This window comes from Peribacillus alkalitolerans (assembly GCF_010882125.1).
GTDB lineage: Bacteria > Bacillota > Bacilli > Bacillales > DSM-1321 > Bacillus_BN > Bacillus_BN alkalitolerans.
The window spans coordinates 350,350-364,510 of record NZ_JAAGVZ010000001.1; the positions used below are offsets into that span (position 1 = coordinate 350,350).

The window sequence follows — 14,161 nt, forward strand, 5'->3', positions numbered from 1 at the left end:
TTATCCACCTCCTCTTAATCAAGGTACCAAGTACAGTGGTCAATCTCCACGTTCACATCCTGGTAGACTCCATAATATGAATCCTCAAAGTATCCCCATTCACCTGGTTCCAAATAATATGGATTTACTGTTGCATAGCCCTCATCAATATAATTATTGTTGGCATCGTAAATCGTAAAATAAACCGTAATGGAGCTTATACTAGTCGTCGCTACATTTTGTACCTGGCCGGAAATGTAAAGGTCTCCGTATTCACTAATTTCAACTGAAAGATCCGATACTTGAACGGCAGCAGTTTTATTTTTCAAGTCTTCTTGTGCAGCAGCCTCCATCGCTTGTTCAATTCTCTGTTGTTCACTATTTCCAAATGCTATCTGGCTTTGTTCCACACGTTTCTTTAATGACAACAATTTTTCATGATTCACAGCGAACTGAAGACCTTTTTCAATAATTGCAAATGCCTCAGTAAAATTATTTTCAGATAGTTCATTTTCCACTTCATTGCTGCTTATTTGGACAATCCTATTGATGATTTCCGTTTTGACCGCACTCGCCTCTTTTTCAGGTAATGATGAAAGGATGGATAATTTCCCACCGAGCTGATCTACGGTTTTCAATCCGTTTAATTCCTTCTTAATTGTTCCAACTGTAATCTTGATTTCCTTTACTTCGACTTGTTTATGGATATTTTCAAATACTGGCCCTTCTACGTCTTTCAATTTTTGTTTTAAACTAGTAATCTCCTTTGATGCGTCAGCAAAGTTATTCTTTTGGATTTGTTTGCTAACCGAGGTTAGTATTTTTTCATATTCCATGGCCTTTTCAATGACTTCAAGATCTTCAGTCAACGCCAAATAGGAGGGGCGTTTCGATAAAGCCTGTTGAATTAGCCTCTTCGCTTGTGCATAATTTTCATTTATGGCACTTTCCTCAGCAACTCCCTTTAGTTTCAAGACATCTGCATTTACCTCTTTTTGTTGAAAAAAATAAAAGGATAATCCTATCCCAACCACTAGAATACTTACAATTGGTGCAAGTACAGGCAAAAAACGAAGAAATTTATTCTCCACTTGGACATGGGTTTCAGGCACATTATTGGGTTTATCATCTTCTGGCAAGGCTTCTACATATTTTTGTTCCTCAACCATAGGTATTGATTCCTCATTTATATCTGTTTCACTGTCAATATTACTTATTGACTGCACCTCTGCACCACAATTTGAACAAAAACGGGACTCCTTTGACATCTTCTCCCCGCATTGATTGCAATACATATTATTCCTCCTCCTTGGAATAAGCACCTAAGCTACAAAGTCAGACTCATTTCATTTAATAAGCCGCTTTTCAATTTATTATGAATAAGCGGCTTATTTTGGATATTCATATGTCAAATGTAAAACCTTACTTCATTATAGGATATTTGAACTATTTATAAAATATTATTTCTTTATTATTTCAGGCTAAAAAGTTATATCCTTGCATTATTTTGAGGGCATATCTGTTATTGCCCAAAAAGGATACAAATCAAGAACCAACTTAGATGAACGTTTTACCTATAAAAAAAGACCGTAGCCAACCTCACATTTTAAAGGTTTGTCTACAGTCTCGACCTGTCGCAATAAATGTCGACATGCTTTTTATAAATTTTTGGATGACTATATTACTATTTCTTAATCAATTTCGCATTCACTTTTGATGTTCTTATTTCTACCGTCAACGTACCTGCCTGCTTGTTAACAGACGCCTTTATCAGAAGTGGAACACTCTGTATATTCTTAAACCTAAAATCAGGTCCACCCCAAGACACCGTCGCATCTCTTCCCTTAGGTACATACCCTACATCCAAGGAGTGATTGTGGTGCTCCACATAATCTATTTGCAGTTGATCGATAGCATTATACAACGTGGATGATGTCTGGCAGATTCCCCCACCAATTCCTTCCACTAATTCCTTATCTACGATTTCCTTTGCCTTCTGATAGCCTCTAGCTGCTGTCCGTTCGCCCACTTGGGTATTAAAAGAAAAAATGTCCCCAACTCCTAAAATCACATTATCGATAGTCTGAGACGATAGTTCAATATTTCTTACCCTCCCAGTCACACTACTATCAAATTTTGTCGTATAAGTCCCTACTACCACTTCTCCTAAACTCTTCGCTTCTTCCGCTTTATATCCTGATTCCGTAATACTAAGGGGTAAGTTCACTTCTCCACCCTTATCAGATAATCCCATTATACTTTCCACTAATTGGTTTTCTGATAGAATGACACGAGGCTTGCCTTTGATGATCTCTCCATTGGCCCCGATTTTATCCAGGACCATGCGCTGGTCATAGCTTGATCTTGCTAAACTTCTAACCCAATCCGCTATTTGCTTTTCGTAGCTCTCTTTATTCTGCCCGTAGCCCATCTCTATCGGAATAATTTCTTTAAGCACTTTTCCTGTATTCGGATCCATTACCGTTATCATTACCTCTTCCACTTCTTCTTCCTCTTCTACCTTATCTACTGTCTTTTGTTCCTCCAGTTTCTTCTCTAACTCTTCTACTTTTTTCTCTAATCTCTCTATTTTTCTCTCTAATGCCTTCTCAGCCTCTATATCTTTATTACAGCCCGTCAACCCTATCAAACTACCAGCTAATACACCTGTAATTACCCATTTACGTTTCATTTGTCCCCCTATTTTTCCAAAGCATATATTAAAACTTACTATCCAAGAAAAACAATACTGTTTTCTATCACCGTCATTTATATTCAAATACTCTTTGTCATATGAATGATTGGTGGTAATTTGAGTCATTATTCTTAGATGGGGGTAAATAAAAAAAACGAACTCAAATTTGACTGAGTTCGTTTATCTTATCGAGTTTACGAGATTTACTTTTTAATCAATTCATTAATGGCATTTTTCGTGATCGTTTGCACATTTAGATTCGGGTAAGCGTTGTGTTCTTTTTTCCCGTAGGCATCCAGGTACCAGTTCCAGTAGAACGTACCTACAGCAAAGACCTTGCCTCCATTAGGATGCTTATACCAGGTTACATGGGATTTTGTACTTTTTCCATATAGGCCTACAAATGACTCTCCAAGAATTTCAACTCCAGGTATCGTGCCATCATAGGCATCGACTTCACCACCAATGATATTCCGGATTCTGTCGCCTTTTTTTAAAGTAGTCCCCTTCAATAGCCAATGATTGTTCGTGATGGTTAAATCATTATATTTTTTCTCAGGAATTCCCGCATATTGAATGCCAAACAGCATTTGTTCTGGATAATTTACAGGGCTATTACGAAATTTTGTTGTCGTAAGGGAAGGATTAGTTAGAGCTAATGGATCATCATAATATTTATAACCATACATTTTTGTTGGATCCTTCGTATCATAACGAACCTGCCAATAGCCTACATTAGCGTTCAGTACGGCAAGTCCGACCTTATTTTTCATTTTTTCTTCAATTGCCTTCCTCATTCCCATTGTCCAATATTCAGCATGACCTGGTATGATGATCGCATTGATTTGTGACTTTCTTAGAATTCCATCATGAACATCCTTGTCAGTAAAATAGGTAATCGAATAGTTTTGACGCTCAATCCATCGGATAAAATTATATTCATAGGCAAAGAAATCACCTGAACCATTTCCTGTATTATATGGACGCTTAAAGGAAGCTTGATATCCAGCCTGACTATACGTGCTGTTATATCCGTACAGACTCTTGCCACCCCAGTTATTGTAGGCTTGATAGGTATTCGCAGCAATTAATATACCGAGCTGGGCTTTAGGCTTTGATTGTTTCACCACAAATGGGATATAGCTTTGTCGATTATCAGTATCCACCAGCTTTGCCAAATACACTCCACTACTCCAGGATCGTGGAACTGTAAAGTTTACGGTTGGTAACCATTTCGCTTCAGTCGCTCCTAAAGCGGGTTGTTTATTTCTTAGGATTCCAGAGTATCTGCTCGTTTTTTGCATAAATTCAGAGCCGCTACCCTCGTTGTAGCCCATGCGATAAAACTCAATGTGGAATGGCTTTTTGTTGTGAATATAGAATACTAGCTTTTCCCCAGCCTCAATAGAGGTTTGGTTGGCATAGCCCTGTAAGGCCTTGCCTGCTGGCTTGCTGATTTTCCACTGTGAGTCTTTTGAATTCGTACTTAGACGGGATATTTGCTCCGAATTCTCTATATTTTCTGATGCATATGTATAATTTTGGCTAAGGAGTATAATAAACATTGATATCATCAATAAAAACGCAACTTTTTTCATATCTTCCTCCGGATTCTAAGTTGCAATAGAGACCTATTGTCTATTATATATCGGTAAAATGTTCATTGGTTTTAGATTAATAGAAAACAAAAATGACTTGTAAAATTTCCCACAAGGCATTCGACAAAATTCGGGTGGTGACAGGCACCACTATTCAGTCAAAATAAAAGCCCTACAGAGATTTCCCCTGCAGGACTGTGTATTAATAGATTACAGCAATGTTGTCTACGTAGATATTTCCTTTACTTTTTGCCGTATCCACACTCATGTAACGAACTGGCGCAGTTAGCTTATAAGGAGGTTTGAACCCGGATGGAATGGTAGCCTCAATGTACTTCCAGCCCTTCCAGTTCATGTTCCTTGTAAAGTCTAGATTGATTTCTTTTTGGTTAGCATCCTTTAACTGGCTTCTTACCCAATAGCCATTACCTTCACCATAAACCCACATTCCAATTTTCTTTGGATTGCCCTGAAGAGTCATTGGTGTAGATGGAGAAGCGTAAATGCCTGAAGTTCCAGTATTTCCAGTGAAGTCATAGCTTAGTTTTAAGGATTGCTTGCCATACTGGATAATTTTCCTTTCAGGTGCGATCGCTATCGTTTTATATTTAGCCCCAGTAGCCTTCCAGCTTGAAATATTACCTTCGAAGGTCTCAATGACAACTGAATTCTTAGTGCCTATAATGAGCTTGGCCGTTGCCTTCGTAGTACCATAGGACACTGTTAAAGTTCCTGTTCCGACCTTGCTTCCGGATGTAAAAACTCCATCCTTCACAGAGCCTAACGTTGTAGGAGAAACTTGGTAGGTGAATGCCTTTGGATCTTCAACAATACTTTTTCCATTTAAATAACCTTTAACTTTAATAGGCGTACTCATATTCGCTGGTAGGGCGATGACATCATTTTCTAATGTAATCTTATCCAGTTTATTGCTGAAATTGATTGTAATATCCGTTGAAATGGATCCAGAAGTTGCAGTAATCTTCCCTTTACCAGTTCCATTTACGGTAAAGCTGCCATCCTCGTTAAATACCCCTTTATCCGAAGTCCAAGTGATAGGGGCATCTAAAGGGACTGGATAACCAGCAGCATCGTAGCCTTTGATATCGATGCCTAAGTTTTTATAGGTTTGGCCGCTAAAAAGAGTCACTTCTTTTGTAGAAGGAATTAACTTGCTTAATGGCCCCATAGGAGCTTTGTTGACAATGAATAAGGCATTAGCAATACTTCTTTCCTTACCATCTGACGGCTTATTCACTACGCCTAATTGCATGGTGTCCGGATTTTTCACCACCATGGTCGATGACCCGCCACCATCAAATGTCATCGCATCGACAGCACCAAAATCTTTCATGACTTTGGCCATCTCGTTTAAAGTCATTCCAACGCTGTGGTACTTATCTCTTCCATCCAGCACAACCATAAACACGCTACCGTCTTCCTTAATACCGATAGCCGTCCTTGGTGCTGCACCTTTAACATTTAAGGATTGAGTGACACCCTTTTTCACTAATTGATAGCGTCCGCCAATGGATTCCTCGATTCCAGCCCATTCTTCCTCGAAATAATGAAGCGTGACTTCCACTGAATCTCCTGGCTTCACATTCTTTTTCAAATACTCACTACTATATCCGTGACCAGATAAGACATATTCACCCTCGTTTAGCTTGGTATTGCCTTTACCAGCCAACACTTCCTTAACCTTAAAAGTGACTTTTCCATTTCCGTTCAAAACGCCATTCATATCAGTAAGGACTACTTCCGTACCTGAGGAATTCGTTTTAGTGCTTGAATAATAATTTGGAGTATACATGATCAATTGATCACTGTTTCTCTTTTTATTGATTCCTGTAATATTATAAATACTACCACCATTAACCTTCATACCGACATAAATATCCGGGCTGCCGATAAGGGCTTTCCCTTCCTTGGTCACCCCGAAAATTACTCGGCTTGACGCAATAGTCGTATTGGTGGTCCAGATTTCTCCATTATGTACGGTTAAATCAGTAGGTGATCCGCTTGAATCAAAATAATCTCCATTTGTTCCAGCTAGAATAACACCCTCTGTAAAATCGTTACGTTTAGAAATAGAAGAAACGGTTTCTAAACCTAGGATTTTATCCTTAGCCATACCCACTTCAAAACCAATATTGCTTACAGCAGGACTGACATCCATCTTATTGATGAATTGCTTACCACTATTGCTGTTAATTTGATAAGTCGAATGGCTCACACCTTCAGTAAGGACCTTTGTGGTTTCCTTTGCCACAGTTCCAATGGATAACTTCTTTGCAGGGGCCGATTCTACGGGTTGTATCGACGAAACCATAAACGAAAAACAGACGACACCAGCAATCATAATTCTCTTAAACATCATTTTCTCCCTTCACACCTAATCTAGTTGTTTATCTATCTATCATTATATGACAAATTATTACCAAATTGGCGTGTTTTGGGTAAATTAGAAAATGTTTAATAAAGATAGTTATATATTACTAGATACAATATACACAAAAAAACCCTGTTTTCATCACAGGGTTCATCTTTCCATTTATTCTTTATCCCTAATTTTCAGAGCCTTTTCTGGGAAATCGGTCATGATGGTATCAATGTTCATACCAATCAGCTTTTTCATGTCTTCTTCTTCGTTAACGGTCCAAACCCTTAATGGAAAGTTGTTTCTTTCTGCTTCGCGACTCATTTCTGTATAGGCAACTGGTGTGTGTACATGCAAGGCAGATGCCCCTATCGAAGCTGCATATTTCCAAGGTTCGACAAGTATTTCCACGAAAAGAATTGCTATATTGATTTCAGGATCCAGTTGTTTGATTCTTTGAACACTATAATGATTAAAGGAAGAAATGATAGCCTTGTCTTTATATGAAAATTGCTCTAAGTCCTTCAATACTTTTTCTTCGATTTCTTGATATTGGATCACATCGGTTTTTAATTCTACATTTAATAGGATTTCGGTACCTTGTAATAGTTGTAGCACTTCCTTTAAAGTTGGAATGGTTTCTCCTTGAAATTCATTGGAAAACCAAGATCCTGCATCCAGCTTTTTCAGTTCTTCCAATGTGAAATCCATGACTTTTCCTGTTCCATTCGTCGTACGATCGACGGTTTCGTCATGGATGACCACTAGTTCCCCGTCCTTAGTCAGATGAACATCAAGTTCAATCCCGTCCGCTCCAAGCCGAACTGCTTCTTGCATCGCGGCTAATGTATTTTCAGGATGTGTCCCTTTACTGCCTCTGTGTGCAAAAATAAGTGTCTTTCCCATCTTCACACCTCTTTCTTAAAATTCGAACTACATCATCTATTTCGACTATAACATTTACCATTGTATGAAACATTATATGCTGTTAAACTAACAAAAAACTTTATCAAACTTCCTTATATATGATGGAGATATGGTCCATTCGTTTCTACCCGGCAGCCGTAAATGGCCGGACTATAGGGAAAAGCAACTGGATCATGCCTGCCATGCATTCAAGCTTTTCTGCTATCAGTGAAAAGCTTGAGTGTGTGGCTTTTTTGTTTTTATAGAGGTCTGACATCAGACTATACACTTTATTAGGAGGAATTAGCTTGGATATCTTATTTGGATTGTTATCATTAATCGGCGTTTTATTTGTAGGATTTTTATTTAGCAGCAACCGTAAAGCAATTCCTTGGAAAACCATAGCAATAGGATTAGTCCTAGAAGGTTTATTCGTACTTTTTGTCATGAAATCTGAAATCGGACAAAATATTCTTCGAAAAACTGCAGCTGGCGTCCAAAAAGTCATCGACTATAGTAATGAAGGAACACAATTTGTATTCGGTGGATTTTTTGCAGAAGGATCGAACATTACATTTGTATTTGCGATCCAAGTTCTTTCAACCGTGATTTTCATCTCTGCACTTGTCTCTCTTTTATATCATTTACGTATCATTCCATTTGTAGTTCGTATTGCTGGGTTAACTTTAGGAAAATTGCTTGGTACAACTAAAGTAGAAACGTTCAGCGCAGTAGGAAATTCCTTCTTGGGATTAGTGGAAGCACCATTACTGGTTAAACCATATATTAAAAACCTAACTCGTTCAGAGCTATTTGCAGTCATGGTTGGTGGAACAGCTTCAGCTAGTGGAGCAATCCTGGTTGGGTACTCGTTAATGGGTGTGGAAATGAAATATTTGCTAATTTCTGTATTTAGTGTCCCTCTTGCTTCTCTAATCACCGCAAAGCTTTTAGAACCTGAAACAGAGAAAAGTCTGACGAATGAGGACATTTCTATAGAAAGAACCGAATATACAAATGGTTTCGAAGCAATAGCAGAAGGAGCCATTAATGGAGTCAAACTTGCTCTTAATATTGGTGGACTTCTAATTGCCTTTATTGGACTACTTGCCTTATTTAACGGAATCCTAGGGTTGGTTGGGACTAGCCTTGTTTCTATTCTTGGATATTTATTCTATCCGTTTGCTTTGTTAATTGGAGTACCATTGGACGAAGCATTCAGAGCCGCTTCTATTATTGGAACAAAAGTCTCGGTCAATGAATTTGTAGCTTATATGGAATTGACAAAAATGATCGATGAATTATCACCAAAAACTGTGGCAATTTTATCCGTAGCACTTTGCAACTTTGCAAACCTATCTTCAATTGGACAGTTGATTGTTGGATTGGGATCTATGGATCCTTCGAAACGACCGCTTGTTTCGAAGCTAGGGTTGAAGGCAGTAATTGGAGGGACTTTAGCTAGTTTTATTACTGCAGTATTTGTGGGGATGTTTATTTAATAATAGTGGGATGGGGGAGAAATTCCCCATCCCTCTTTTTAAGAAACAGTGGTTTCAATGCTTATGATTTTCCAATTCCCATTGATTTTCTCTACCTTATAGACACACTTTTCTGTGACCTTTTGATTTTTCTTATTCGTGGAACGCTCTTCAGTTTGGACAAAGCTATAGTCCGGCGTTAGAGGGTAAACCTTGATGGCATGAAAATCAATTTTCCAGCCCTCATCCCAAATTTTCTTATAAACGAGCAAGTTCCTTCTATATTCTTGGTCATTCTCGAAATAAAAAGCATTCAAGCTCTCTTCCAAGCGATTATTATAGTTGTATTCTAAGTGTTCAAAGGTTTTGGTAACCGATTCGACTATCCCTTTATATTTTCCAGCAAAATTCTTTTCGAATATTTTGTTGTAGTACTGTTCCAGTATTCCGTAATGGGCCTTATCCTTGTTTAGCTTTTGTTTAGCATTAAAGTATGCCTGATAGGAATCATAAAAAGACAAGGAGTCTGAGTTAAGATCCTTTTCGACCTTTAATAATAAGACTAGCGCTTTAACGTAAGGTTCCGCATTCACAACTTTTTGTTTCGCTACTTTACCAAATTTCCCATCTAACTTGGTTTGAAGAGCCTTGTCCTTAATTTTCACTAGCTCCTGGTTATATTGCTTTTGAGTTGAAACAAACTGATTATATGTATTAATTAGACTTTGAGTGGTTTGATTTTTATCATATCCCGTCTTTACCGATACTGCTAACTTATTGAGGCTTTCCCCTTTCAGAAATGCATTATTATATGCGGTTGCCGTTAATTGGACCACCTTTAATTTATTGGTACGTTGGATAAACTTATCTCTGATCTCTTTGGACTTGACTGTTTTTATCTGTTTTTCTACATTCACAATACCTTTTTCGAAATTGCTGAGTGTAGAAGTAGATAATTTTGTTAATTTTGTTTCCTGAGATATTATACTTTCAGCCATTTTTTCTAGTTGGATGATTGCTTTATCAATTGAGTCGTTATTCGTTGCAGCAATACTTGTCTTTGTTGACCCAATAATGAAAATTAAGGCAATCAATACAGCTATAACAACCTTTTTCACTTCTTATCACCTTTTCTATAAATCTATTAGTCATAGTAAACCGTAGACATGTCGCCCTTTAATGATTTAAATTGAGATACCACCGAATGATAACCCGTTGCATAATATCCAAGCGAAGGAACATATGCTTCATATGCACTGATACTATTCGTTAAATAAACTGCATCGCTTGAACTGGTTAGTCTCTCAACCTTCATTCCGTCCTTCAAGCGCGCATAAGCCTCAATGCCAATACGACTTTCCAATGTGTGATCAAAGCGATATGTATAATTAGATAAGAAATAACGTGTTTTTTCCTTTTCAATTAACCCTTCATTTTCTAACTCCTCAAGCGCTTCTCCGAGCATTCTATGTTCATAATGATAATCATACTTAGACATAGTCCGAAACTCAGCAGTAGGATATTGCTTCTTATATTTCATAATAATCTGCTTTACATTCTCTTTACTTATCGTCTGAGTCGACAAATTATCATAGTTTACAAAATTCTTAGGAATCCCCATTCCTTCAGCTGCCCTATGAAACTCATCAATTCTAAGTTTACTAAACTTTTGTCTAGTTAAATAACCATCCAAATATTGCTCTGTAGCATGATTATGGACCATCCCATGCCATGCACAATAAATTTCCTCCCCAATCTGATCACTAAATTTCGGATGTGACTCATGATCCACCCTACCATTTAACATCTCTCTAGAAAAGGAATCCTCACCACTTGAAACAAGAGAAAGGATAATTGGTCGACCTTTTCTTCTTTCATTTAATATATCCACCGCATATGTCAGCGTTTCATCATCAGCGTGTGGGGTTATGTAAATGACGGGTTCCTTTACTTGTTTGGGTGGTGTTTTGTTAATCATTGTGTTTCTATTGTTATAGTTTTTGTTTTTGGCGTTTGAGGTGGGTTGATTTGCTTTAGTTTTATTATTTGTTGATAAAGATTGAATAGTATTTTTAGAATAAATATTATCATCTGTCGCCGCATCTGTATTCAATATAGGAAATAACAGAAAACTAGCAAGTGTTAAAGAACTTAATTTTTTAAACATTGTTTTGTAGCTCCTAAAACTTTTTATTTTTCACTATTTCTTCTAATATAGGTTTATTTTACCATATTGCAGAAATTTCGTAACCTTTTTAGGTTTATTCAATCAGTTTATGTAATTTTTAGAGTTAAGTAATAAATCAAATCAAACAAAAAAATGTAATACTTAGGACTGTTATGCTACAAGAGCTACTCAATAAAGTAATGTAAATCCCTGAACTAAAACGAGCTTGGTGATCATTAAAGAAAGACTGCTGAACTTCTACTTTATTTATTGGTATCACCCCATTTTATTTTGACAAGCCAGGATCATATCTTCTGTGGGAATTCGTGCATAGACTCGGGTGTATTCAAATTGACTTACCCCATTTCATCTTCGTTAAACTCTAGGTTTGCCCCTTTTGCTAGCATGTTGGTGGCAAACGTATTTCGGCAACAATGTGGGTGTTACGATTGTTCAAGGCCCGCCAATTTCCCTAATTTAATGGTGATATTATAGATTCCCGTGGACTGAAGACGTCCTCCAAACTTATTCATGAATAACGGTTCTGTTCGAACCCCTGATCGGGTTCGTAAATAGTTTTTTAACACGAGTGCACACTCTACTGAAAAATGAACGTGTCGAATCTTTTTTCATTTGCCCTTGACTTCTACTGTTCGTCTTTCCAGGCCGACATCTTGTATCGTGATGTCGGCTACTTCTGAATTCCGGCACCCTGAGGAAAAAAGAAATAAAACAAGCGCTCGATCCCTAAGTGACAGGTGTTCCGCGGCCAGTTTAACACGAGCATACTCCTGTTCATTCAGAAACTTCGGCAAGGACTGCGGAATCTTCGGTCGCCATCGTTTCTTAATAAGCACGGTGTCCACATACTCTTCAGTAAGACAAAAATTAAAGAACGAAGAAAGGGTAGCTAGTACAAGGTCCAACGTTTTTTCATTTTTATCAACAGCATACTCGTTGAACCATTTTATGACATCTCCTGATGTGAGGGAATCTAGCGGAACCTTTCATTCACTAAGAAATCGTTCTAGTATCGTACGATATTTGGTGATCGTTGCTTCAGCTTTATTGGCAAGTTTTAAACTTAACAGGTATTCGTTAAGCATGGTTTTCGTTTGCACAGGGATCCCCTCATGCGTACTTTGCCAATATTTTTTGGTCGAATTCACGCTATTAATCTCCTTTTTATCAAATTTCAAAAACTTAATAGTGTCATAGTATCGTTGTTAACATTTCTTACTTTTTCATACATTCGTTTTAAATCAAGATGTTTTTAACTGATTTACATATTGTGCCTCCTTTAATGTAATCTCCTTAATTGCAAAAACATCACAACGCCAAACTCCTTTTTCACTGAAATGACTCATCCTTAAATAAAAATAACCCTAACTCCTCGATAGGGTTAGGGCCGATGTACTTGCTATCAACATTATTATTTAAGTTTATTCTTCTATTAGTTTGGGGATATATCAAAGGAAAGCTCTGCAGAGATTTATAGATTCTTTGTTTAACTTCTTCAACTAAAGCCCCCACGAAATAAGAGATTAGGTGAGTTCTATGATAAAAAACGGGAAGAAGGAAAGCCCTTTAAAGTAGCTGTTATCGCCTGTGCCAACAAACTTTTACATTGGATTTATGCACTATTTAAAAGCAATTCAACTTTCCAAGATTTAGCTTCGAAAGAAATATAACTAAATCATACAATACCTTCCAAACTAAAACGGAAGGTTATTTGGCATGCGCATTTTTAGTATAGCATGCATGTTTTTAGTTTTTCATTGAAAAATGTTGACAAACTATTAGCTGGTTTAGTGGACCATGAAAATCAACATTTTCGATAACAATAGAAATGAATTAAAAAACGTTTTAATAAATTAATCGTTTGACCAATAGTTCTTTAGTTAAATAGGACAAGTTTAGAACTGTAAAAAAGCATAAAAATGTTAAAATAGTAAAATTTATGTATTTTATAATAGGAAATTTTTATCATATCTGGTAGATTTATTATTGCACTAAAAAATATAAGGGGGAAATTAAGTGAAAAAGAAAAGTTTGATTGGATTGTTATTTGTCTTTACAATTTTATTGGGGAGTGCATTTTCACCAAACTCTGCTCTGGCTGGCGATACGGTAGCATCCTTAAAAAAACAAGTAATACAATTGAAAGAACAAGTGAAATCCTTAACAAATAAGGTGAAATCAAAGGACCAGGAGATTGCTAAATTAAAGAAAGAAAATGCCACTTTAAAAGCTAATGCAGCTACAGCCTCAAAAACTAAGGTTTCATACAAAGGGATTGTTAAAACAGGAATCATCACTTATAAAAACAATCAATACATTCCTGTTTCTTATGTAAAAGATGTTTTTGAAATTCCTGTTACATATGATAGAAAAACTGATATTAATTATGTAGGAGTAAAACCTAATGGTAGTTATATATCTGATATAATAAAGCCATATTATTCGAGTACCGATGTAAAGGTTAACGAAAAAATTGTTATGGGACAAGAATCATATTATAAAGGATACAAGTTTTTACCAAGTGGTTATACTAAAACGGATGTAAATTTCAATCTAAATAAAAAGTACACAAATTTAAAAGGCAAAATTGGATTTTATGAAGAAGGAGATGACGGAGGCTATTATTCAAGGGATACGATTATTCAAGTCTTTGGCGATGGAGAATTACTTAAAGAAATAGAATTAAATAAAGGTGACTTACCGATGGATATTGATTTAGATATTCTTAATGTGAAACAGCTACAATTCAAAATTAACAGCTCATACGCTGTAAAAATTGGTTTAGCCGACTGTATTATTAAATAATCTATAAAATGTAAAAATATATCAAATGATGTATATAAGTTTTTGATAAGGAAAGCCTGTGTCATAGATTACCAAGTAATCATTGATACAGGCTCATTTTAAAAATTTATTCTTAAACTAACCTGCCCC

The 14,161-nt window shown here is 36.6% G+C and carries 12 protein-coding genes, 1 pseudogene and 1 riboswitch; of the genes and pseudogenes, 3 read left to right on the plus strand and 10 right to left on the minus strand.

Features of this window, described 5'->3' with window-relative positions:
* Positions 1-14: 14 nt before the first annotated feature.
* The 5 genes from G3O09_RS01700 to G3O09_RS01720 all read right to left on the minus strand — a co-directional run bounded on the left by G3O09_RS01700 (position 15) and on the right by G3O09_RS01720 (position 7,558).
* Positions 15-1,274 carry an FxLYD domain-containing protein gene (locus tag G3O09_RS01700; RefSeq protein WP_163099390.1) on the minus strand — a complete coding sequence of 420 codons (1,260 nt, stop codon included), beginning with the start codon at positions 1,272-1,274 and terminating at the stop codon, positions 15-17.
* A 389-nt stretch (positions 1,275-1,663) separates the two neighbouring features.
* Positions 1,664-2,671, minus strand: coding sequence for a VanW family protein (locus G3O09_RS01705; RefSeq protein ID WP_163099391.1), 1,008 nt, complete (start codon positions 2,669-2,671; stop codon positions 1,664-1,666).
* 206 nt (positions 2,672-2,877) lie between these two features.
* Positions 2,878-4,272: a N,N-dimethylformamidase beta subunit family domain-containing protein gene (locus G3O09_RS01710; RefSeq protein ID WP_163099392.1), complete on the minus strand. Its 1,395-nt coding sequence runs from the start codon at positions 4,270-4,272 to the stop codon at positions 2,878-2,880.
* A gap of 202 nt (positions 4,273-4,474) precedes the next feature.
* On the minus strand, positions 4,475-6,649 hold the full coding sequence (locus G3O09_RS01715; protein WP_163099393.1) for a phosphodiester glycosidase family protein: 2,175 nt from the start codon (positions 6,647-6,649) through the stop codon (positions 4,475-4,477).
* Positions 6,650-6,826: 177 nt separating this feature from the next.
* Positions 6,827-7,558 (minus strand): glycerophosphodiester phosphodiesterase, encoded by a 732-nt coding sequence (locus G3O09_RS01720; RefSeq protein WP_163099394.1) that lies wholly within the window; start codon positions 7,556-7,558, stop codon positions 6,827-6,829.
* Between the two features lie 93 nt (positions 7,559-7,651).
* Positions 7,652-7,752: riboswitch (purine riboswitch) on the plus strand.
* Between the two features lie 114 nt (positions 7,753-7,866).
* On the opposite strand from G3O09_RS01720, the gene G3O09_RS01725 reads away from it, so the two are divergent.
* Entirely contained in the window at positions 7,867-9,060 is a 1,194-nt protein-coding gene (locus G3O09_RS01725; RefSeq protein WP_163099395.1) for a NupC/NupG family nucleoside CNT transporter, read from the plus strand.
* 38 nt (positions 9,061-9,098) lie between these two features.
* Here the strand turns inward: G3O09_RS01725 and G3O09_RS01730 are convergent, their stop codons facing one another.
* The 5 genes from G3O09_RS01730 to G3O09_RS22295 all read right to left on the minus strand — a co-directional run bounded on the left by G3O09_RS01730 (position 9,099) and on the right by G3O09_RS22295 (position 12,375).
* Positions 9,099-10,157, minus strand: coding sequence for a hypothetical protein (locus G3O09_RS01730; RefSeq protein WP_163099397.1), 1,059 nt, complete (start codon positions 10,155-10,157; stop codon positions 9,099-9,101).
* Positions 10,158-10,183: 26 nt separating this feature from the next.
* Positions 10,184-11,206, minus strand: coding sequence for a PIG-L family deacetylase (locus tag G3O09_RS01735; RefSeq protein WP_163099399.1), 1,023 nt, complete (start codon positions 11,204-11,206; stop codon positions 10,184-10,186).
* A 443-nt stretch (positions 11,207-11,649) separates the two neighbouring features.
* Positions 11,650-11,793: a hypothetical protein gene (locus G3O09_RS22285; RefSeq protein ID WP_240338297.1), complete on the minus strand. Its 144-nt coding sequence runs from the start codon at positions 11,791-11,793 to the stop codon at positions 11,650-11,652.
* Positions 11,794-11,835: 42 nt separating this feature from the next.
* Complete coding sequence (locus G3O09_RS22290) at positions 11,836-12,072, minus strand: tyrosine-type recombinase/integrase (protein ID WP_338048397.1); 237 nt, start codon at positions 12,070-12,072, stop codon at positions 11,836-11,838.
* Positions 12,073-12,213: 141 nt separating this feature from the next.
* Positions 12,214-12,375 carry a hypothetical protein gene (locus G3O09_RS22295; protein ID WP_240338299.1) on the minus strand — a complete coding sequence of 54 codons (162 nt, stop codon included), beginning with the start codon at positions 12,373-12,375 and terminating at the stop codon, positions 12,214-12,216.
* A gap of 360 nt (positions 12,376-12,735) precedes the next feature.
* Between G3O09_RS22295 and G3O09_RS01745 the strand changes: the two are divergent.
* Positions 12,736-12,897 (plus strand): annotated as a pseudogene (locus tag G3O09_RS01745) (IS110 family transposase); the annotation flags it as partial.
* Between the two features lie 346 nt (positions 12,898-13,243).
* Positions 13,244-14,032 carry an NPCBM/NEW2 domain-containing protein gene (locus G3O09_RS01750; protein WP_163099401.1) on the plus strand — a complete coding sequence of 263 codons (789 nt, stop codon included), beginning with the start codon at positions 13,244-13,246 and terminating at the stop codon, positions 14,030-14,032.
* The last annotated feature ends 129 nt before the right edge of the window (positions 14,033-14,161 follow it).

Bases quoted from the DNA above. Each gene is read 5' to 3' on its own strand.
- G3O09_RS01705 (WP_163099391.1), bottom strand. From the start codon at position 2,671: ATGAAACGTAAATGGGTAATTACAGGTGTATTAGCTGGTAGTTTGATA.
- G3O09_RS01710 (WP_163099392.1), bottom strand. From the start codon at position 4,272: ATGAAAAAAGTTGCGTTTTTATTGATGATATCAATGTTTATTATACTC.
- G3O09_RS01715 (WP_163099393.1), bottom strand. From the start codon at position 6,649: ATGTTTAAGAGAATTATGATTGCTGGTGTCGTCTGTTTTTCGTTTATG.
- G3O09_RS01720 (WP_163099394.1), bottom strand. From the start codon at position 7,558: ATGGGAAAGACACTTATTTTTGCACACAGAGGCAGTAAAGGGACACAT.
- G3O09_RS01700 (WP_163099390.1), bottom strand. From the start codon at position 1,274: ATGTATTGCAATCAATGCGGGGAGAAGATGTCAAAGGAGTCCCGTTTT.
- G3O09_RS01735 (WP_163099399.1), bottom strand. From the start codon at position 11,206: ATGTTTAAAAAATTAAGTTCTTTAACACTTGCTAGTTTTCTGTTATTT.